Source organism: Variovorax sp. YR752, assembly GCF_943372545.1.
In genome coordinates, this window is record NZ_CALRZC010000034.1 from 1 (window position 1) to 17,670 (window position 17,670).

General features: G+C 63.9%; 24 protein-coding genes. 6 read left to right on the plus strand and 18 right to left on the minus strand.

What is annotated here, in order from left to right; translation table 11 throughout:
- Nucleotides 1-592: alpha/beta fold hydrolase (locus AAG801_RS10765; protein WP_341888373.1), on the minus strand; the 592-nt coding region annotated here is incomplete at its 3' end.
- A 91-nt stretch (nucleotides 593-683) separates the two neighbouring features.
- Nucleotides 684-1,439 carry a ribosome biogenesis GTP-binding protein YihA/YsxC gene (gene yihA / locus AAG801_RS10770; RefSeq protein WP_341888374.1) on the minus strand — a complete coding sequence of 252 codons (756 nt, stop codon included), beginning with the start codon at nucleotides 1,437-1,439 and terminating at the stop codon, nucleotides 684-686.
- A 70-nt stretch (nucleotides 1,440-1,509) separates the two neighbouring features.
- On the opposite strand from yihA, the gene AAG801_RS10775 reads away from it, so the two are divergent.
- From AAG801_RS10775 to AAG801_RS10795, 5 genes are all read left to right on the plus strand, one after another.
- Nucleotides 1,510-2,181, plus strand: coding sequence for a c-type cytochrome (locus tag AAG801_RS10775; RefSeq protein ID WP_101491027.1), 672 nt, complete (start codon nucleotides 1,510-1,512; stop codon nucleotides 2,179-2,181).
- Nucleotides 2,182-2,301: 120 nt separating this feature from the next.
- The gene (locus AAG801_RS10780; RefSeq protein WP_341888375.1) at nucleotides 2,302-4,491 is read left to right on the plus strand and encodes a cytochrome c biogenesis protein ResB; all 2,190 of its coding nucleotides are present in this window, start codon (nucleotides 2,302-2,304) and stop codon (nucleotides 4,489-4,491) included.
- The gene (gene ccsB, locus AAG801_RS10785) at nucleotides 4,488-5,807 is read left to right on the plus strand and encodes a c-type cytochrome biogenesis protein CcsB (RefSeq protein WP_101491025.1); all 1,320 of its coding nucleotides are present in this window, start codon (nucleotides 4,488-4,490) and stop codon (nucleotides 5,805-5,807) included. Before AAG801_RS10780 ends, ccsB begins: the two co-directional genes overlap by 4 nt.
- Before the next feature lie 116 nt (nucleotides 5,808-5,923).
- On the plus strand, nucleotides 5,924-6,937 hold the full coding sequence (gene msrP, locus AAG801_RS10790; RefSeq protein WP_341888376.1) for a protein-methionine-sulfoxide reductase catalytic subunit MsrP: 1,014 nt from the start codon (nucleotides 5,924-5,926) through the stop codon (nucleotides 6,935-6,937).
- Between the two features lie 31 nt (nucleotides 6,938-6,968).
- Nucleotides 6,969-7,622 carry a protein-methionine-sulfoxide reductase heme-binding subunit MsrQ gene (locus tag AAG801_RS10795; RefSeq protein WP_341888411.1) on the plus strand — a complete coding sequence of 218 codons (654 nt, stop codon included), beginning with the start codon at nucleotides 6,969-6,971 and terminating at the stop codon, nucleotides 7,620-7,622.
- A gap of 12 nt (nucleotides 7,623-7,634) precedes the next feature.
- Here the strand turns inward: AAG801_RS10795 and lysA are convergent, their stop codons facing one another.
- From lysA to AAG801_RS10810, 3 genes are all read right to left on the minus strand, one after another.
- Nucleotides 7,635-8,912, minus strand: a complete 1,278-nt coding sequence (lysA, locus tag AAG801_RS10800; RefSeq protein WP_341888377.1) for a diaminopimelate decarboxylase — start codon at nucleotides 8,910-8,912, stop codon at nucleotides 7,635-7,637.
- Nucleotides 8,909-9,163 carry a lipoprotein gene (locus tag AAG801_RS10805; RefSeq protein ID WP_341888378.1) on the minus strand — a complete coding sequence of 85 codons (255 nt, stop codon included), beginning with the start codon at nucleotides 9,161-9,163 and terminating at the stop codon, nucleotides 8,909-8,911. Before AAG801_RS10805 ends, lysA begins: the two co-directional genes overlap by 4 nt.
- Nucleotides 9,164-9,560: 397 nt before the next feature.
- Entirely contained in the window at nucleotides 9,561-10,136 is a 576-nt protein-coding gene (locus tag AAG801_RS10810; RefSeq protein WP_341888379.1) for a recombinase family protein, read from the minus strand.
- 65 nt (nucleotides 10,137-10,201) lie between these two features.
- Between AAG801_RS10810 and AAG801_RS10815 the strand changes: the two genes are divergently transcribed.
- Entirely contained in the window at nucleotides 10,202-10,444 is a 243-nt protein-coding gene (locus AAG801_RS10815) for a hypothetical protein (RefSeq protein ID WP_341888380.1), read from the plus strand.
- A 63-nt stretch (nucleotides 10,445-10,507) separates the two neighbouring features.
- On the opposite strand, the gene AAG801_RS10820 is transcribed toward AAG801_RS10815, so the two are convergent.
- From AAG801_RS10820 to AAG801_RS10880, 13 genes are all read right to left on the minus strand, one after another.
- The gene (locus AAG801_RS10820) at nucleotides 10,508-11,596 is read right to left on the minus strand and encodes a zonular occludens toxin domain-containing protein (protein ID WP_341888381.1); all 1,089 of its coding nucleotides are present in this window, start codon (nucleotides 11,594-11,596) and stop codon (nucleotides 10,508-10,510) included.
- A complete protein-coding gene (locus AAG801_RS10825) occupies nucleotides 11,596-11,883 on the minus strand; it encodes a DUF2523 family protein (protein ID WP_341888382.1) in 288 nt (95 codons plus the stop codon). The genes AAG801_RS10820 and AAG801_RS10825 overlap by 1 nt, the downstream gene beginning before the upstream one ends.
- Complete coding sequence (locus tag AAG801_RS10830) at nucleotides 11,880-13,397, minus strand: virulence factor TspB C-terminal domain-related protein (protein ID WP_341888383.1); 1,518 nt, start codon at nucleotides 13,395-13,397, stop codon at nucleotides 11,880-11,882. Before AAG801_RS10830 ends, AAG801_RS10825 begins: the two co-directional genes overlap by 4 nt.
- Entirely contained in the window at nucleotides 13,387-13,575 is a 189-nt protein-coding gene (locus tag AAG801_RS10835; RefSeq protein ID WP_341888384.1) for a hypothetical protein, read from the minus strand. The genes AAG801_RS10830 and AAG801_RS10835 overlap by 11 nt, the downstream gene beginning before the upstream one ends.
- Before the next feature lie 18 nt (nucleotides 13,576-13,593).
- On the minus strand, nucleotides 13,594-13,806 hold the full coding sequence (locus tag AAG801_RS10840; protein WP_341888385.1) for a hypothetical protein: 213 nt from the start codon (nucleotides 13,804-13,806) through the stop codon (nucleotides 13,594-13,596).
- Nucleotides 13,807-13,996: 190 nt separating this feature from the next.
- The gene (locus AAG801_RS10845) at nucleotides 13,997-14,260 is read right to left on the minus strand and encodes a hypothetical protein (protein ID WP_341888386.1); all 264 of its coding nucleotides are present in this window, start codon (nucleotides 14,258-14,260) and stop codon (nucleotides 13,997-13,999) included.
- Nucleotides 14,261-14,265: 5 nt separating this feature from the next.
- Nucleotides 14,266-14,625, minus strand: coding sequence for a hypothetical protein (locus AAG801_RS10850; protein ID WP_341888387.1), 360 nt, complete (start codon nucleotides 14,623-14,625; stop codon nucleotides 14,266-14,268).
- 22 nt (nucleotides 14,626-14,647) lie between these two features.
- Complete coding sequence (locus AAG801_RS10855; protein WP_341888388.1) at nucleotides 14,648-15,841, minus strand: replication initiation factor domain-containing protein; 1,194 nt, start codon at nucleotides 15,839-15,841, stop codon at nucleotides 14,648-14,650.
- A gap of 457 nt (nucleotides 15,842-16,298) precedes the next feature.
- Nucleotides 16,299-16,691 carry a hypothetical protein gene (locus tag AAG801_RS10860; protein ID WP_341888389.1) on the minus strand — a complete coding sequence of 131 codons (393 nt, stop codon included), beginning with the start codon at nucleotides 16,689-16,691 and terminating at the stop codon, nucleotides 16,299-16,301.
- Entirely contained in the window at nucleotides 16,688-16,909 is a 222-nt protein-coding gene (locus AAG801_RS10865) for a hypothetical protein (RefSeq protein WP_341888390.1), read from the minus strand. The genes AAG801_RS10860 and AAG801_RS10865 overlap by 4 nt, the downstream gene beginning before the upstream one ends.
- Entirely contained in the window at nucleotides 16,897-17,049 is a 153-nt protein-coding gene (locus tag AAG801_RS10870) for a hypothetical protein (RefSeq protein WP_341888391.1), read from the minus strand. The genes AAG801_RS10865 and AAG801_RS10870 overlap by 13 nt, the downstream gene beginning before the upstream one ends.
- Nucleotides 17,046-17,297 (minus strand): hypothetical protein, encoded by a 252-nt coding sequence (locus AAG801_RS10875; RefSeq protein ID WP_341888392.1) that lies wholly within the window; start codon nucleotides 17,295-17,297, stop codon nucleotides 17,046-17,048. Before AAG801_RS10875 ends, AAG801_RS10870 begins: the two co-directional genes overlap by 4 nt.
- Nucleotides 17,294-17,632: a hypothetical protein gene (locus AAG801_RS10880; RefSeq protein WP_341888393.1), complete on the minus strand. Its 339-nt coding sequence runs from the start codon at nucleotides 17,630-17,632 to the stop codon at nucleotides 17,294-17,296. Before AAG801_RS10880 ends, AAG801_RS10875 begins: the two co-directional genes overlap by 4 nt.
- Nucleotides 17,633-17,670: the final 38 nt, after the last annotated feature.

Here is a 17,670-nt window from a genome sequence, read left to right on the forward strand (position 1 = left end):
GCTTCACCTCGTCGGTGAGCCAGCCGAAGCCGTCCGGGCCGGCCTTCATCAGCAGGAAGAAGGGCCACATGCGCTTGAAGTCGTCGGCCGCGAGCAGGGCTTCGGCATCGGGGCGCGCCAGGAAGTGCATGTAGGCGCTGGCCTGCTGCTGCGCCGGGTTGTTGCGCAGTTCGCGCGTGAAGGTGCCCGGGTGCGGCGAGTTGATGATGACCAGCTTGCCGACCTGCTGCGGGAAGGCGTTGGCGTAGCCCCAGGCGAAGGCGCCGCCCCAGTCATGGGCGACCAGCGCGGCCATCGTGCCGTCGGCGCTCTCGGTGGCGACGAGTTGCTGGATGTCCTGGATCAGCAGGTGGGCCTTGTAGTCGGCCACTTCCGTGGGCGCGCTGGACTTCTCGAAACCGCGCAGGTTGGGCGCCACGCAGCGGTAGCCGCCGTGGGCCGGGTCCGAGAAGTAGGCGAGCAGCTCGTCCCAGATGAACGCGGCCTCGGGAAAGCCGTGCAGGAACACCATCAGCGGCTGGCCCGGCTTGCCGGCGGCGCGACAGCTCAGGGTGGTGCCGTTGGGCAGGCTGCGTTGGAAGGTCTCGATCATGCTTCGTGTCTCCTTGGGTTGACTGTTGCTATTCTTTTGATAGTGAACTTCGCAGACGAGGCGCTCGATGCAGCCGGGTTCCTCTAGCGCATCAGGCGTCTTCGGCCGGTGGCGGCTCGGGTGCCTCCGGTGTCGCCGGTGCCGCGGCAGCGTCGTCGGGATGCACCCAGCGCCACAGCAGCTCGGCCGCCTCGCCGACCCCTTGCTTCTTCAGGGCCGAGAACAGTTTGACCTCGCCGCCGCCGGCGTTCAGTCGCGTAATCGACAGCACCTTGGCGGCTTCGCTGCGCGTGAGCTTGTCGGACTTGGTCAGCAGGATCAGGAACTTGAGGCCTTGCTGCACGCGCGGGCGGATCACGTCGAGCAGGATCTCGTCGAGCTCGGTCAGACCGTGGCGCGGATCGCACATCAGGACAACCCCGCGCAGGCTTTCGCGCGTCATGAGGTAGTTGCCCATCACGCGCTGCCAGCGCAGCTTGGCTTCCTTCGGCACGGCCGCGTAGCCGTAGCCGGGCAGGTCGGCCAGCACGGCGTCGTCGACCTTCTGCTTGCCGATGCCGAACAGGTTGATGTGCTGCGTGCGGCCGGGCGTCTTCGAGGCAAAAGCCAGGCGCGTCTGCTGTGTCAGCGTGTTGATGGCGGTCGATTTGCCGGCGTTGGAGCGGCCGACAAAAGCGATCTCGGGCAGGTCGACCGGGGGCAGGTGTTCCAGCTGCGGAGCGCTGGTCAGGAAGTGGGCGGTGTGCAGCCAACCCAGGGCCACGCGCTCGCGTTCAGCGACCTGCGGGTCCACGGCAGGGGCCGCGCGGGGAGGATAAGCGGCGGACTTGGCGCGCGGGGAGGTCATCAATGGGCTTTCGGAACGGGGCGCCATTGTAGAATCGCGGGGTTTTGCGCCATAAATCTAAGCCCCCGATATGAAGTTGTTTGCCAATATTCTGCTTGCAGCCCTCATGGGCGTCACAGCCAGCGCGAGTTTTGCAGCCGATGAGCATGCCGCTGCCCCCGCAGCGGCAGCCGCCAAGCCGGCCAAGCCCGATCCCGCCAAGGGCGACACGCTGTTCAACGCGACGCCGGCCAACAGCCAAAGCTGTGCTTCGTGCCACAACGCGGACGGCAACTCGGCCATCGCAGCCAACCCCAAGCTGGCGCAACAACATCCCGAATACATCCTCAAGCAGTTGCAGGACTTCAAGTCCGGCAAGCGCAAGAGCGCGATCATGAAGCCGCTGGCGTCGGCGCTGTCTGAAGAAGACATGCGCAACATCGCCTGGTTCGTCGGCTCCAAGAAGATCAAGCCGGGCTTCTCGAAAGAGAAAGACACGGTCGCTCTCGGCGAAAAGATCTACCGCGGCGGCATCGGCGATCGCCAGATCCCGGCCTGCGCCGGCTGCCACAGCCCGAACGGTGCCGGCCTCCCGGCCCAGTACCCGCGCCTGGGCGGCCAGCACGCCGACTACACCGTGACCCAGCTCGTGGCCTTCCGCGACAACGTCCGCCTGAACAGCTCGCCCATGAACGGCGTGGCCGCCAAGCTCAACGACCGCGAAATCAAGGCTGTCGCCGACTACATCGCCGGCCTGCGCTGATTTCCGCTGTCGCGCTGTCCAGCGTGAACTAACCGCCGATAAAAATCCCAAACAAAGGGCGGGCCGATCCAGCAGGATGGCCCGCCCTTTTGTTTTTTCCCCTTTCCTGGTTCCCTTCCGATGACCGTTTCCACCCATGGCCTTCGCGTGCATCGCGGCCCGCAGCTGCTTCGCGCCGCGGTGGAGCTGCTGTCGTCGATGCGCTTCGCGATCGCGCTGCTGACGGTCATCTGCATCGCCTCGATCATCGGCACCGTGCTCAAGCAGCACGAGCCGATCAACAACTACATCAACCAGTTCGGGCCCTTCTGGGCCGAGCTGTTCCGCGCGGCCCGGCTCGACTCGGTCTACAGCGCCTGGTGGTTCATGCTGATCCTGCTGTTCCTGGTGATCAGCACGTCGCTGTGCGTGGCGCGCAACACACCGCGCATCCTGATCGACCTGCGCACCTTCAAGGAAGACATCCGCGCGCAGAGCCTCAAGGCCTTCGGCCAGCGCGCCGAAAACCGCCTGGCGGAAATGCCCGACATGGCGGCCAACCGCATCGGCCAGCTGCTGGTGAGCGGTGGCTGGAAGGTCAAGCTGCAGCAGCGCAACGCCAGCGCCGACGGCAAGGCCGCGGCCGGCTGGATGGTCGCGGCGCGCGCCGGCGGCGCCCACAAGCTGGGCTACATCGCGGCCCACAGCGCGATCGTGCTGGTGTGCATCGGCGGCCTGCTCGACGGCGACCTCGTCGTGCGCGCCCAGACCTGGTTCAACGGCAAGAGCGTGTTCACGGGCGGCGGCATGATCGCCGACGTGGGGCCCGAGCACCGCCTGTCGACCGCCAACCCGACCTTCCGCGGCAACATCCTCGTGCCCGAGGGCGGGCGGGGCAACGTGGCCATCCTGAACCAGGCCGACGGCGTGCTGCTGCAGGAGCTGCCGTTCACCATCGAGCTGAAGAAGTTCATCGTCGACTACTACTCGACCGGCATGCCCAAGCTGTTCGCCAGCGAGGTGGTGCTGCACGACCGCGAGAGCGGCGAGCAGGTGCCGGCGCGCATCGAGGTGAACCACCCGGCCAGCTACAAGGGCGTGGAGATCTACCAGTCGAGCTTCGACGACGGCGGCTCCACGGTGAAGCTCAAGGCGGTGCCGATGGCGGCCGCGGCCAAGCCCTTCGAGGTCGAGGGCATCATCGGCGGCCCGAGCACCGAGATCACCAACGGCACCGACAAGCTCACGCTCGAGTACGCCGCGCTGCGCGTGATCAACGTCGAGAACTTCGCCGACGGCGGTGCGATGGGCAGCGGCGCCGACGTGCGCAAGGTCGACCTGCGCCACAGCCTCGAGTCGCGCCTGGGCGCCGCCAACAAGACCAACAAGCCGAAGGTGCTGCGCAACATCGGCCCGAGCATCGGCTACAAGCTGCGCGACGCGTCGGGCCAGGCGCGGGAATACCAGAATTACATGGTGCCGGTCGACGCCGGCGACGGCCAGCCGGTGTTCCTGCTGGGCATGCGCGAGAAGCCCGAAGATCCGTTCCGCTACCTGCGCGTGCCCTCCGACGAGCAGGGCTCGATGGACGGCTTCGTGCGCATGCGCACCGCGCTGGGCGACCCCGCCACGCGCGAGCGCGCCATCCAGCGCTACATCGCCAAGGCGACCGACCCGAAGCGCCCTGAAATGGCCGAGCAGCTGCGTGTGTCGGCCGCCCGTGCGCTGGCGCTGTTCTCGGGCGCCGAACGCGCCAAGGCCGACGCGGCGTCGCAGGGCGGCTGGCAGGCGATTGCCGAGTTCATGGAAGCCAACGTGCCCGAGGCCGAGCGCGAGCGCGCCGGCACGGTGCTGGTGCGCATCCTCAACGACGTGCTGTTCGAAGTGCTCAATCTGAGCCGCGAAGGCGCCGGCCTGGCTGCACTGCCGAACGACGAGAAATCGCAGGGCTACCTGACGCAGGCCGTGCTGGCCCTGAGCGATGCGCACTTCTACCCGGCGCCGGTCGCGATGATGATGACCGACTTCACCCAGGTACAGGCCAGCGTGTTCCAGGTGGCGCGCGCCCCTGGCAAGAACATCGTCTATCTGGGGTGTCTGTTGCTGATCGTCGGTATTTTTGCCATGCTGTACGTGCGCGAGCGCCGTTTGTGGGTGTGGCTGACACCCGGCGGCGGCGCATCTGGAGACAACGACGGCCGCGACACCAGCGAAACCGTCGCCACGATGGCGTTCTCGGTCAACCGCAAGACCCTGGACAGCGATCGCGAATTCGAGCATCTGAAGCACAAGCTGCTCGCCCTGAAGAAAGAAGAACCGGCGTCACCATGAACACCACGACCCTCACGCTCCACGAAAGCTGGCTCTCTCGCCGCAACCTGTTCGACTGGGTGTTCGCGGCGCTGGTGCTGGCTGGCGGCGCGTTCGCCTTCATGCGCCACGCCGCCTCGATGGACAGCTACGAAAAGCCGATCCTGATGGCGGCCTTGATTTCGGTCATTGGCATCTGCTGGTTCTGGCGCCCGCTGCGGGTGCTGACGCTGGTGGTGGCTGCGGCCTCGCTGCTGGCCATCAGCTCCTACCAGGGCGACCTGGCGCGCGCCGACTCGGTGTTCTGGCTCAAGTACTTCCTGTCGAGCCAGTCGGCCATCCTTTGGATGAGCGTGCTGTTCTTCATGAGCACGCTGTTCTACTGGATCGGTTTTGTCGCCGGCAAGCAGCAGGCCGACACCTTCGACCTGATCGGCTCCCGGCTGGCCTGGGCGGCCGTGACCATGGCGCTGATCGGCACCATGGTGCGCTGGTACGAAAGCCACCAGCTCGGCCCGGACATCGGCCACATCCCGGTGAGCAACCTGTACGAAGTGTTCGTGCTGTTCTGCTGGCTGACGGCCGCGTTCTACCTGTACTTCGAAGAGCGCTACAACACGCGCGCGCTCGGCGCCTTCGTGATGCTGGTGGTCAGCGCGGCGGTCGGTTTTCTGCTCTGGTACACGATCGTGCGCGAGGCGCATGAAATCCAGCCGCTGGTGCCTGCGTTGCAGAGCTGGTGGATGAAGCTGCACGTGCCCGCCAACTTCATCGGTTACGGCACCTTCGCGCTCGCGGCCATGGTGGCCTTCGCCTACCTCATCAAGGAGCAGGCCAACGAAACCCGCTGGTACAAGCTCACGCCGATCTGGCTGCTGGGCGCCGCGCTGTGCTTCGTGCCGGTGGCGTTCCGCCAGCGCGTGCAGGAAGCCGGCGGCAGCTACTGGGTGGTCTACGCGGGCATCTCGGCACTGATCGCCGCGGGCATCCTGCTGGGGCGCAAGCGCATCGCGGCGCGCCTGCCGGCCAACGAAGTGCTCGACGACGTCATGTACAAGTCGATCACCGTCGGTTTCGCCTTCTTCACCATCGCGACCGTGCTCGGCGCCCTGTGGGCCGCCGATGCCTGGGGCGGCTACTGGAGCTGGGACCCGAAGGAAACCTGGGCGCTGATCGTCTGGCTCAACTATGCGGCCTGGCTGCACATGCGCCTCGTGAAGGGCCTGCGCGGCACCGTCGCAGCCTGGTGGGCGCTGGCCGGCCTGGCCGTGACCACCTTCGCCTTCCTTGGCGTGAACATGTTCCTGAGCGGCCTGCACAGCTACGGCACGCTCTGAGCGCAGGTTCTGCGCCTTTCGCGAAGAATTGAAACCACGCGCCCCCATGGCGCGTAACCAAACCAGGGCATGTCACGAACTACCCTGAGCACAACGATTCACGCGAAAGGCCTGTCATGTCGTTCCCTTCCCGTTCGCACCGTCGCGACACCAGTGGTTTTGTCCATCCGCTGTCGAGCGAGATCACGCCGCGCGCGGCCTACGAAGGCCGGCGCGACCTGCTCAAGCTGATGGCCGGTGGTGCCGCCGGCGCGGCGCTCGCCACCTTCGCCGGGCGCGAGGCCTTCGCCCAGTCAACCGGCCCGCACAAGCTGGCGCTGCTGCCAGGCGCCAAGTCGGCGGTGCCGGGCGCGCAGACCATGGAAAAGCTCACCGACTACAAGGACGCGAGCAGCTACAACAACTACTACGAGTTCGGCGTCGACAAGGGCGATCCGGTGAAGAACGCCGGCACGCTCAAGACGCGGCCGTGGACCGTGGAGGTCGAGGGGCTGGTCAAGAAGCCGGGCAAGTACGGCATCGAAGACCTGCTCAAGCTCAGTGCGCAGGAAGAACGCATCTACCGCCTGCGCTGCGTCGAGGGCTGGTCGATGGTGATCCCGTGGGTCGGCTATTCGCTGGCCGAGCTCATCAAGAAGGTCGAGCCGCAGGGCAACGCCAAGTTCGTCGAGTTCGTGACGCTGGCCGACCCGAAGACCATGCCCTTCGTCGGTTCGCGCGTGCTCGACTGGCCCTACACCGAAGGCCTGCGCATGGACGAGGCGATGCACCCGCTGACGCTGCTGGCCTTCGGCATGTACGGCGAGGTGCTGCCGAACCAGAACGGCGCGCCGGTGCGGCTCGTGGTGCCGTGGAAGTACGGTTTCAAGTCGGCCAAGTCGATCGTCAAGATCCGCTTTGTCGAGAAGGAGCCGAGCACCGCCTGGAACAAGGCCGCGGCGCAGGAATACGGCTTCTATTCGAACGTGAACCCGGCCGTCGACCACCCGCGCTGGAGCCAGGCGACCGAGCGCCGCATCGGCGACGGCGGTGGCCTGTTCGCGAAGCGGCGCAAGACCGAGATGTTCAACGGCTACGAGGCGCAGGTCGGCCAGCTCTACGCCGGCATGGACCTGAAGAAGAACTTCTGAGCGGACGCCCCTGCCCGGTCCTCGCGCCATGCTGAACAAGCTGCTCATGCACCCGGCGACCAAGCCGGTCATCTTCCTGCTGTGCCTGTTGCCGTTCGCGCGGCTGGCCTACGGCGCGTTCACGGACGGGCTGGGCGCGAACCCGGCCGAGTTCCTGATCCGCGCGACGGGCGACTGGACGCTGCGCTTCATCTGCATCGTGCTGGCGGTGACGCCGCTGCGCGTGATCGCCAAGCTCAATGCGCTGGCGCGCTTTCGCCGCATGCTGGGTCTGTTCGCGTATTTCTACGTGGTGCTGCACCTGCTGTGCTACAGCTGGTTCGACCAAGGCTTCGAGTGGGGCGAGATCGCCAAGGACATCGCGAAGCGGCCGTTCATCCTCGTGGGGTTTTCGGCCTTCGTGCTGCTGACGCCGCTGGCCGCGACGTCATTCAATCGCGCGATCAAGGCGATGGGCGCGAAGCGCTGGCAGTTGCTGCACAAGCTGGTCTACGTGATCGCGGGGCTCGGCCTGCTGCACTTCTTCTGGATGCGCGCGGGCAAGAACAACTTCGCCGAAGTGTTCGTCTACGCCGCGATCATCGGGGTGCTGCTGGCGTGGCGCGTCTGGAATTTCGCGCGCAAGCGCCAGGCCAAGCCTGCGCTGGCTGCGCGCAGCAGCGAGAAGCCGCTGCGCACCGGCTGAGATCAGCTCAGGTCAGCCGTCGATCTCGGCGCGCAGCTGGTCTTCCATCGTCTCGCGGCGGCGGATCAGTGTCGCGGTGGCGCCGCTCACCAGCACCTCGGCCGCACGGCCGCGCGTGTTGTAGTTGCTGGCCATGCTCATGCAGTACGCACCGGCTGACAGCACGGCCAGCAGATCGCCGGCCACCACGTTGAGCGCGCGGTCGCGGCCGATCCAGTCGCCGCTTTCGCAGACCGGGCCGACCACGTCGTAGGTCGGCGCGTCGCCGGCGCGCTCGCGCAGCGGCACGATCTTCTGGAAGGCCTGGTACATCGCGGGACGCGGCAGGTCGTTCATGGCCGCGTCGACGATGCAGAAGTTCTTGTCCTCGCCGGGCTTGGTGTAGAGCACCTCGGTCACGCACACGCCGGCATTGCCGACCAGCGAGCGGCCGGGTTCGATCACCAGCTTGCGCTGACCGAAGCCGCGTGCGTCCAGCTTGGCGAGCAGCTGCTGCCACAGCGCATCGGCCTTGGGTGGTACCTCGCCGTTGTAGTCGATGCCCAGGCCGCCGCCGAAGTCCAGGTGATGGATCGGCACGCCGGCCGCCTCGATGGCTTCCACCAGGTCGAGCACGCGGTCGCAGGCGTCCAGGTAGGGCGAGGCTTCGGTGATCTGCGAGCCGATGTGGCAGTCGATGCCGACCACCTCGAGGCCCGGCAGCCGGGCGGCGTGCTGGTAGGCCTGCACCGCGCGGTCGTGCGCGATCCCGAACTTGTTGCCCTTGAGCCCGGTGGAGATGTACGGGTGCGTCTTCGGATCGACGTTCGGATTGATGCGGATGCTGATCGGGGCACGCACCTTCTCGGCCAGCGCCACCTCGTTGAGCACGTCGAGCTCGGCCTCGCTCTCGACGTTGAAGCAGGCGATGCCGGCCGCCAGGGCCTGGCGCATTTCGGCGCGCGTCTTGCCGACGCCCGAGAAGATGATCTTCTTCGGATCGGCGCCCACCGCCAGCACGCGCGACAGCTCGCCGCCCGAGACGATGTCGAAGCCGCAGCCGGCTTCGGCGAACACGCGCAGCACGCCGAGCGACGAATTGGCCTTCATCGCATAGCAGATCAGCACCTCGCGGCCCTCGAAGCCGCGCTGGTAGGCGGCCAGGGCGTCGAGCATCCACTGCTTCGAATAGACGAACAGCGGCGTGCCGTGCGTGCGCGCCAGCGCGTCGAGCGCGACGCCCTCGACGTGCAGGGCGTTGTCCCGGTGGGCGATGTGGGGGTGGCCGGGCAGGGGGGTGTTCGTCGTCATTTCTGGGGAGAGGTGGGGGCGCTGCTCGCTGCGGCGGGCTTCGGTGCCGCTTCGTTGTCGGAGGCTTTGGAGGAGCCGCCGGGCGTGAGCAATTGGGGCAAGGTGGCGCGCTGGGCGGCCGCCGGATCGGTCGGCAGGTAGAGCGCGCCGCGCTGTCCGCACGCCGCAAGACCGGCCGCGCTGGCGGCAAGGCAGACCATGAGCGCGGTGCGGGCGCGAGCGCTCACTAGAATTTGGCGAACATTCAACATGCTGAAATTGTACTTTTCGACACTGCAGAGCAGCGCTCAATTCACACGCTCACGTATTTCGACCGGTTTGCAACACTTCAACGCGCGAACGAACTCGGCACATCGCTATCGCTTCTGACCGGTCTGCCGTCGCACCTGACGCCTCATGCTTCGCTCTCGCGCCATATCCGCAGCAGAGCGACGACCAAAGTGACGCAACAAGACGCTGACAACTGTCAACACAACAGCAAGAGCAGCCAGCCCGATAAAAACATACAACACCATGTCGGAAAGCCACGGAACCGAATCACCGCCACCGCCCCTCCTGCGGGCATACGCCGACGCGGTCATCAGACTCGCTAAAGCACCCAGAATCAGCGGTTTCGACATCTAAGCTACTCCGACTATGTGGATATCGTCAGCGCAAATACTGCGCGGACAAGAGCCCGGCCCGACAGAGCGGGCCACGAACCGCCCCAAGGCCAACCTCAAGCATGGCGGCAATCTGAGGCACGGTGTAGAACCCAGAGCGGTACATATCCACCACGCCGGCCTCATCCTCTGCACCTAGCACCCGAGGCCTTCCCCAGACCTGTCCACGAGCCCGCGCAGCTATCTGGCCAGCCAAACACCGATCGCGAATCAACGCCCGCTCAAACTCGGCGAATGATCCCAACATCTGCATGAAAAGCCGCCCCACAGGCGTCTCAGTCTCGATCGGCTCTGTCAGCGACCGGAAGCCCGCAGAGCGCGCCTCGAGGTGCGCAAAAACGCTCAACAGGTGCACCAGCGAACGCGCTAGACGATCCATCTTGTAGACCACCAGCGTATCGCCCGGGCCAATCCTCCGAAGCACCTCCTCGAGCACGGGACGCTTCTTCACCGCAGAGCGCTTTTCCTCAACAACGTAGCTCACGCCCGCCCTCAAAAATGCCTCGTATTGAATCGACGTGTTTTGATCCGCCGTAGATACCCGCGCATACCCAATCAGCACCAGTAGCCCTCCCGCCCTTCTGCAACCTTTGTAAGCACTTGTAGACTACAGGAAAGGAGAAACCCATGGGAATGCAGGACCGAGACTGGTATCGCGAGGAAATGCGAGCACGCAAGCGCGCCGAAGACGCTGCTCAGCAAAAGAAGCGCGGGCCCTTTTGGCGTCGCGAAAAGCGCATTCCGGTCGACCTACTCGACAACACAGGCCCACCCAAGCTCTGGGGCGCTGACTGGCACTGGACCCTTCAGCTACTAGTGTGGCTCTGCATCGTTGTACTGCTTCTCCTCGCGTGGCGCATCGTGCGATAACCGGTAACGAAACGCCAACTTCACACGCCCATACCGAGCCCGCGCCAAGCACCGCAAACCCCTTCAGCGAGCGCCACCCCGTACAGCTTCTTTCACCGGAACCGCACCTACTTGCTTTGCTGTCTGACCTCGCATGTAGGTGAGAACAGCGGCATCGTTATCGGCCCACTCAAGACGCGCGAGCAACTCGCGATGCGCTGCCCCGTCATCGCGCAGCTGGGCAAGCGGCGCACCGATGCCCGCGGCCACGCGGGTCATGTCCTCGCAGAAAAGCCGTTCCTTCTCGACCGGCGTTCCCTTGTCATCGAAACACTGGCATCGATCACGAATGCGCGCACAGCCGCCGAACGCCACAGGCTTGTCGCCGACCTGCCCGCTTGGCGGCGCGGCAGGCACGCTGGCAGGCGCTACAGCAGCCGCTGCGACCTTCTCCGCCCCTACCCCCTTGGTTTCGACCTTCGCGGCCTCCACGGGCTTCGGGTGAAACCGCTCCTGCATACGACCGTAGACGGTCGGGCCGAGCACGCCGAGCATGACCAGGGCGAACAGGATGCCGAAAATCACCGTGGGCACGGACCGCTTCTGCTTGGTGTGCAGCGAACTCGATTTGTAGAGCTTCTCGACGTCTTTTGACCGTCGCCATGGCTTCTTCGAAAAAGAGTTTTTGTAGAGCAGAGTACGACTCACCCCGTCCCATTCGTAGATCGTGGCGAAGCGCGAATTTCCGAGCTTGCGTATATGCAAATGCTGCCCGGCCAGCCGACAAATCGCGGCATTGAACAGCATCGGATGCTGGGCCATCAGATGCATGTCAATGCCATAGTGTCGGTGCGTCTCCAACTCTTTGATGCACTGCGGCTGCTCTTTGTTCGCACCGGTCAGCGGCCAAGGCTTCTGCACCTCGTCGTACACGATCAGGTCGCCGGGCTTGACCCACTCGTGCCAGCGCATCAAATCTTCTTCGTCGATCTTCTCGTGTTCAAGCAACAAGCCGTTGATGTTGGTCAGCAGCCTGCGCTTGACCTGCACCTTATTGCCGTCCGAATCGATCGCTTCCTCGATCCAGCCCTTTGCCACCAACGGCATCAACACCTTCTCAAGCAGCCCCGACGTTTTGCCTGCGCCGGGCAGGCCAGTCCATACGGTAATCATCAGCCGTTACTCTTTCCCATGATCGAAGTTGCGTTCTGGATCGACCACAGCATCAGCTTCGTGGTACACGCGCCGAAGATGATGCCAATGGCTTTGCCTATGCCCATGTACAGCGCGAAGTTCAGCGTGTCGCCGGACAGCGCGCCCATCTGCGCGACGATCTGCGCCTTAAGTTGCCCCACCACCGCTTCCATGCCTACGATGGTGATGATGCTGAAACCGAGCGTGGCAAGAATCTTCGCAATGAGCGGCTGCATCATCGAGAGCAGCCATACGCCGAGCTTCATGTGCGCACCTCCTTGCCGGGCATGACGATCAAGAACGCGGCGAAGATCGCCAGGAGGATCACGAGCGCTCGCGCAGGCAGGGCGAAACCACACAGCGTGGTCCAGTCCACCAGCTTGTAGCTATGGCCCATGGTCCCGCTCGACCACTGCTTATCGCTCGGGCAACTGCCGCCGCCGAACACCGACTCTTCGGCGTAGGTGATCGTCTTCGTCTCGCGCGGAATATCGCCAGTCGGCGTGTCCATGTCAGCGCAACCGATGGTATTCGGACGCTTCTCGCAAGGGTCGTCCGGATCGACGTCTTCCTCAGTCGGAGTTGTCGTCGTACTAGACGTACTGCGCACGCTGTTGTCGGTGTTGTACGTCGTGGTGGTGGTCACATTGCTGGTGTTGTTGACCGTGTTCCCTGCCGTCTGAAAGTTGTACGTGGTGCGCTGCACGGTGCGCGAGCCGTCCGCGTTCGTCGTGCTTCGCTCTGGGCCTTGAATCTGCGACGGCCCTGTCACGGTCGGATTCGGAAACGGTATTTCCCCGCCACGCTCCAACGTTTCGCCCCACACGCGGGGGTCTGGTGCAACCGAGGCAAGCCTCTGCGCCACCTGCTCAACAGAGTAAGGCGTCCGAGGTAGGTTCTGCTCGGAGTAGCACGCCTGAAAGACGATGAACCAAGTCGGAGGGCAGCTACTGGTGCGCCTCTCGACGTTGGTCAAGAAATTGGTGTTGATGACCTGACTCTCGTTGGTTCGCGCGACCAACTTGCCATGGCACTGGCCCGCCTCATAGAAGATCGGCGCGATGATCTTTTGCCCGGTCGAAAGTGAATTCGCACCGTTCCACCACGGCGCCCAGTCTTGGCAAGCAGCATCAGAGGACAACCAGTAGTTTGAAAATTGAGCGCCACCCTTCGCATACCGGTACTCGAATCCATCGGAAACAGCGGGCTGACCGGGACCGTCGAAGCCCTCAACGTTGCCGGTCTCTTGGTTACGCTTCATGCCACCGCGATCAAGCCAATTCATGATGTAGGGCGTTGCGGCAGCAACCCCACTTGCGACGCCACAGACACCAGCGGTCGCGACAGCGCAGACGATGCCCGCTGCAACAGGAGCCACGGTGCCCCATGGAATCTGATAGCTGCCACCGGCTGGATACCGCACACCCTGCACACCACCAGCGCCACCGATGTTCCAGTTGCCACGCTCACCCTGAATGAACGTCCCGTTTACATTAAGACCCGCCGTGGGCCCGGTCGCGCCAGTGGGCACGCCGTAATTGCCTGCTTGCGTCCAACCGCCAGAGGTCGGAGAAATAGGGATAGTGCTACCGCCACTGTTGACGGGCGGCGCGCCCGGTGTCAGCGTCGTTGTGCGGCCATTCTGATTGACCCCCCAACGCCCAATGTTGTTCTTATTGACCGCGTGGGCGTTCAGCCAAACGCAACCCAGAGCAGCAGCAAGCAGCCACCCGCGAACATGAATTCGATTGAAGAAGGCATAGCGAGCCCTATTGGTCATGAGGGGTTGCCTCGAAGAATTTCAGGAACTGCCGCGCGCAGAAAACGACGATGGCAGCGCCGAGAAAGAGGCCGAAGACCAAGCCGATATCAGCGAGGTTGTCGGTCGAAGGTGGAGCGGGCGCAAGCTCGACCGTGATCGAGCAAGCAGCGCCGCACTCGATGGTTTGTGATGCCATTGCCCGCTCCGAGTCGGCTTACAGCCAGCCCATCTTTTGGCCGAGCTTCTTGACCGCGTAGATCGCGATGCCAGCGGCGATCACGAGGCCGATGGCCGACAGCACATCGTCCTTGTACTGGGCGATGGCCTCGGATGCGCCTGCGGGCAGTGCGGCCATGGCCGAGGTGCCAGCAGCGACCAAAGCCGAACCGATGGCTGCAGGGCGAACGAAACGAGCGAACTTGTTCATTGGAAACTCCAGTGTTGAACTGGTGGTCCCGGAAATCGGGATTGCACCGGAAGACCCTCGGCGTCTCACGACGTTGGAGGGCTATCCGTTGAAATCACATGAACAGGTAGCCGAGAGCGCTCAACAAGCCGTAGCCTGCGAACACTGAGAAGGTGAAAAGGGCGATTCGCATCGATGCCTTTCAAATTGGTTAAGAACTGCCGGCAACGTTACCGGCAACGAATTGCGATTGATGCTCATCGGTGTCGTGGGCTGTCCCGAGCACATCGAGGTCCACAATGACCGCCTCATCATCCAAATCGGTCCAGTCGTGCACCAGCTGGGTAGCCCTCTCCGCGTCATCGACAACACCGCCACCAGACTGACCCAGCGAGCGCACCCACTCCGGCTGTCCATCGTCAGCAGACGGCGCGAGGAACTTCCCCGTGACCAAGCTCTGGACAATGAGACGCATGGCAGTTAGGCCGTAGTGCCCGGAGCGGGCTTGGCGATGCGTGCGGCAGCCTCGCCAGAGGCGCGAGCCATGTCCATCGGCTTGATATCGACCAGCGTGAGCTGGGTCTTGTTGTCGCTGGCCGCGACCACATCGAACGTGCAGATGACGCGGATCGGAAGCGACTTGCCGAGGTGCTTCCATTTCTGGAATTCGTCGGACTTGCCGAACTTGAAAGGGCGGGTGCTGATGCCGATGGCTTCGCCGCTACCGTTGCTGGCAATGTCGGCGTCCAGGTGGAACGTGCAGCTGTCGAAAGCACGGTCATTGAACGTGCCTTCGGATGCTTTGATGCCGAACAGGGTGGACTCGCTTTGCATGCGCATGATTGATTACTCCTAGCCCGATTTATTGAAGGCTCATCGCGACTGGGCCAGATCGCGGAACCACGAATTGAGAGAACGCCTCGCTATAGGCCTCAGTGAGGTCAGCGTGGGAGAACGAAGCCAGACGCTTGGGCTTCTTTTTGTGCGTGACGAGCTCAAGGAACTGGTCGTCATCGAGGTACTGGAATGCGAGCGCGATGGACGGTGCAGCAGACTCCAACGTCCACAGCGCATTGCGCACGCACTCGGCCTTGACGCTCATCAACGCGGGCTGCGGCGTGATGTGAATCTGCTCGGGGACGGCTACGTCTCCGGCCTCGCGCAAGATGGCTGCATGCCACTCGCTAGCGCCTGCGAAGAAGTCGGACGGGCGGCGCAGCAGATCGGTGTCGAGCACGCGAAATTTATTGCCATAGCGCAGCTCGAAGCGCAGCCACTTGCTACCGATCTTTTCGCCAAAGAGCTGATCGCCCTTTTCGTAGATGTTGGTTTCCTTCCCGGCTTCTTTCGAGCCGAGGTACAGCGAGCGCGAGCAGCCCTTTGCCCAATTGATATCGCGCAAGACGGGGCGATGGCCATAGTTGTCGCACAGACCTGCACGCCACTCCTCAAGCACTCGCTCGATGCCACCCGAGAGGCCATCAAAGAAGTCGAGGGCGAGGTCGGCGCGGGTGATCTTGCCGTCGAGGTCATCGATGATTCGGGCCATGCGCTCAGCCCATCCGTGCTCTGCGAACGTGCATGCGACGCCGTAGAGGTTGACGTGCAGGGATTCGGCCTGCGCACGCTGTCTCGGGCTGTCAGAGGCCGCGCCAAAGCCCACCCAGCCCACCTCAGCACCATTGCGATGGAGGGGCCAACGCCGTTTGTAGAAGTCGTGTCCCTTGCCCATTTCCGCCCCGCGGTTGAACTCGAATCCGAGGGCCATGCACACACGGTCCGCCAGCTCTGCGGCTTGGCCGCATACATCACGCTCGTGGTCGGGCAGTTCGTTGATGAGGCTCAGGAGCTTGTTCAGCCGGTAGCCCTCATCCCACACGCTGGTCGAGGTTGCACGCTGGTCTGTGAGGAATGGCGGGGCATTGCGCAGGCGCACGGTGAAGCGAAGCCAATCCACATGGACCATGGACTTCAAAGCTTGGCGTTCAGCCATCAAACGAACCTTGACGACATTGCCGTCGAGGACGAGTGCGCTTTTGTCTTTGACCTTGGTCATAGTCCCGTTCCACCTTCCGAAATTTTTCTATCCCCGTGATTACCATCGGGGCACTCCTGCCGCGCCTCCGCGTCGGGCTGCGCGCGTCGCAAGCTAGCGCGCGCCGCCACGTCGTCGCCAGTCGTCACCGCACAGCCGGCACAGCGGCGATCGCAGCGGTCGGCGAGGTACAGGCATTGCAGGAGGCATGCGGCATCGGCAGAGGGCGTGTCCTGCGGACCGGGCTCTGGCCCTTCGGGTTGAGCCACCGAGTACGGCGTCTCAATCGCTTGCGCGACTAGCGATCCCTCACGCTTCAGGGGGATCACGCGCTGCGGGCGGGCTACGTCGCTTTGCGCCGCAGCGATAGGCAGGCCATGGCTGCACGCCATGGAACAGCCGCTTGGCACGGACGGGGGCGAAGCGAAAGCCCATGCCCGTAGCGCACGCTGTGCGGCCTCATAGGCCGTCATCGCGGTCATACGCCACGCTCCCTATACGCCCACGTGCGCGGCATCGTGGAGAACTTGTAGAGGTCCGCCGTCGCAAACAACGGACGCCGGTACACGCCAGCCGCAAAGAACACCGTTACGCGGCTGGACCAATAATCCGAGCTGGACGCCGTTACGCTGGCCGCGAGCTGGACGGTTGCACGAAACAGCTCACAGCCGTAACGAACCTTGAAACAGTGCTGCTGATACGGACTCAACTTCCCGGCAGCAAGACGCGCCACCCAGTCGCGCTGGACAGACTCATCGCTCAAGTCATGCGTAACGGCCACTGCGCCCACCTGGACCAACTCGACCGTTACGGCTGCACGGCGGCGAGCACGCCATGCAGCTTGACGCTGGGCATTGGTCATCGCAGTCATAGCCGCCCCTGCTGACCTTCGAGGCGAAGGCATGCGACCTTTGCGCGGTCGGGCTGGACACCGCGACGCACGAACGCCGCACACACGGCAGCGTCATCACGGTATTGAGAAGAAGCGACGGCCGACCCGATGCGGATGGCCTGCGGAATCGGCGCGTTGATCGCCATGAAGGCGCGGCGCTTCCATTCGAGCTTTTCGGCGGCGGTCATCGCACACATGGCGCGGTCAGCAGCCAGTTCCAGAAGCCATACACAACACCCGCGCCCATGCCACACATGAACAGGACGAACGCGCCGTAGAAGACCCGATAGGTCCAACGGTCGAACGGCGTTTCGTGAAAACGGTCGTTCGCGCTCATTGCAGGCCCTTGGAGCCGTAGAGGCCGACCTGCTTCCAGTTGCGATTCGTCAGCGCAAAACGCGTGATAGACCGCAACACATCGGCCTCTGAGCAGCCGAGTTCACTGGCAATGCCAGCAATGGTCTGCTTGATCTTGGGATCGTCGGTGAAGTCGATGCGGGCCTTTGCGGCACGATGCGCCCGGACGCGGGCAGCAGCATCAGCATGAACAGCAGGCCGACCAGCAGCAGCGCGAACGATGCTCATGCCACCACCTGCAAACGAACCAAGGTCTCAACAAGCTGCCCCTCGATCACCATCGCCGCCTTGGGCCGCCCGGCGAACTTGTAGACCCTCGGCCCCTCATCGCAATGAGCAACGACCGCCCAGCGGTCGTACGAACCGACACACCCACCAGCAGCCCAACGCCGCACCGCAGCCCGCGACGCGGCCTCAATACGGCGATCACGAAGGGTGCACGCCCTCAACCCCGACGAGGCCGGAGCCGCCACAGCTTGGACCTCGACGGTTTGAATGGCCGAGGGCGCGCAATCGGCTTGCTGCTGTCGCTGCGCAAAGAGGGGGAAAGAAACTTGGTGCATGGCGGCTCCGGTGGCAGAATGTAGTTACCAGAAGCGGT

What these genes read in the sequence shown, in the direction of transcription:
- yihA (WP_341888374.1), bottom strand. Translation starts at nt 1,439, where the DNA reads ATGACCTCCCCGCGCGCCAAGTCCGCCGCTTATCCTCCCCGCGCGGCC.
- AAG801_RS10775 (WP_101491027.1), top strand. Translation starts at nt 1,510, where the DNA reads ATGAAGTTGTTTGCCAATATTCTGCTTGCAGCCCTCATGGGCGTCACA.
- AAG801_RS10780 (WP_341888375.1), top strand. Translation starts at nt 2,302, where the DNA reads ATGACCGTTTCCACCCATGGCCTTCGCGTGCATCGCGGCCCGCAGCTG.
- ccsB (WP_101491025.1), top strand. Translation starts at nt 4,488, where the DNA reads ATGAACACCACGACCCTCACGCTCCACGAAAGCTGGCTCTCTCGCCGC.
- msrP (WP_341888376.1), top strand. Translation starts at nt 5,924, where the DNA reads ATGTCGTTCCCTTCCCGTTCGCACCGTCGCGACACCAGTGGTTTTGTC.
- lysA (WP_341888377.1), bottom strand. Translation starts at nt 8,912, where the DNA reads ATGACGACGAACACCCCCCTGCCCGGCCACCCCCACATCGCCCACCGG.
- AAG801_RS10805 (WP_341888378.1), bottom strand. Translation starts at nt 9,163, where the DNA reads ATGTTGAATGTTCGCCAAATTCTAGTGAGCGCTCGCGCCCGCACCGCG.
- AAG801_RS10815 (WP_341888380.1), top strand. Translation starts at nt 10,202, where the DNA reads ATGGGAATGCAGGACCGAGACTGGTATCGCGAGGAAATGCGAGCACGC.
- AAG801_RS10820 (WP_341888381.1), bottom strand. Translation starts at nt 11,596, where the DNA reads ATGATTACCGTATGGACTGGCCTGCCCGGCGCAGGCAAAACGTCGGGG.
- AAG801_RS10825 (WP_341888382.1), bottom strand. Translation starts at nt 11,883, where the DNA reads ATGAAGCTCGGCGTATGGCTGCTCTCGATGATGCAGCCGCTCATTGCG.
- AAG801_RS10830 (WP_341888383.1), bottom strand. Translation starts at nt 13,397, where the DNA reads ATGACCAATAGGGCTCGCTATGCCTTCTTCAATCGAATTCATGTTCGC.
- AAG801_RS10835 (WP_341888384.1), bottom strand. Translation starts at nt 13,575, where the DNA reads ATGGCATCACAAACCATCGAGTGCGGCGCTGCTTGCTCGATCACGGTC.
- AAG801_RS10840 (WP_341888385.1), bottom strand. Translation starts at nt 13,806, where the DNA reads ATGAACAAGTTCGCTCGTTTCGTTCGCCCTGCAGCCATCGGTTCGGCT.
- AAG801_RS10845 (WP_341888386.1), bottom strand. Translation starts at nt 14,260, where the DNA reads ATGCGTCTCATTGTCCAGAGCTTGGTCACGGGGAAGTTCCTCGCGCCG.
- AAG801_RS10850 (WP_341888387.1), bottom strand. Translation starts at nt 14,625, where the DNA reads ATGCGCATGCAAAGCGAGTCCACCCTGTTCGGCATCAAAGCATCCGAA.
- AAG801_RS10855 (WP_341888388.1), bottom strand. Translation starts at nt 15,841, where the DNA reads ATGACCAAGGTCAAAGACAAAAGCGCACTCGTCCTCGACGGCAATGTC.
- AAG801_RS10860 (WP_341888389.1), bottom strand. Translation starts at nt 16,691, where the DNA reads ATGACTGCGATGACCAATGCCCAGCGTCAAGCTGCATGGCGTGCTCGC.
- AAG801_RS10865 (WP_341888390.1), bottom strand. Translation starts at nt 16,909, where the DNA reads ATGTGTGCGATGACCGCCGCCGAAAAGCTCGAATGGAAGCGCCGCGCC.
- AAG801_RS10870 (WP_341888391.1), bottom strand. Translation starts at nt 17,049, where the DNA reads ATGAGCGCGAACGACCGTTTTCACGAAACGCCGTTCGACCGTTGGACC.
- AAG801_RS10875 (WP_341888392.1), bottom strand. Translation starts at nt 17,297, where the DNA reads ATGAGCATCGTTCGCGCTGCTGCTGGTCGGCCTGCTGTTCATGCTGAT.
- AAG801_RS10880 (WP_341888393.1), bottom strand. Translation starts at nt 17,632, where the DNA reads ATGCACCAAGTTTCTTTCCCCCTCTTTGCGCAGCGACAGCAGCAAGCC.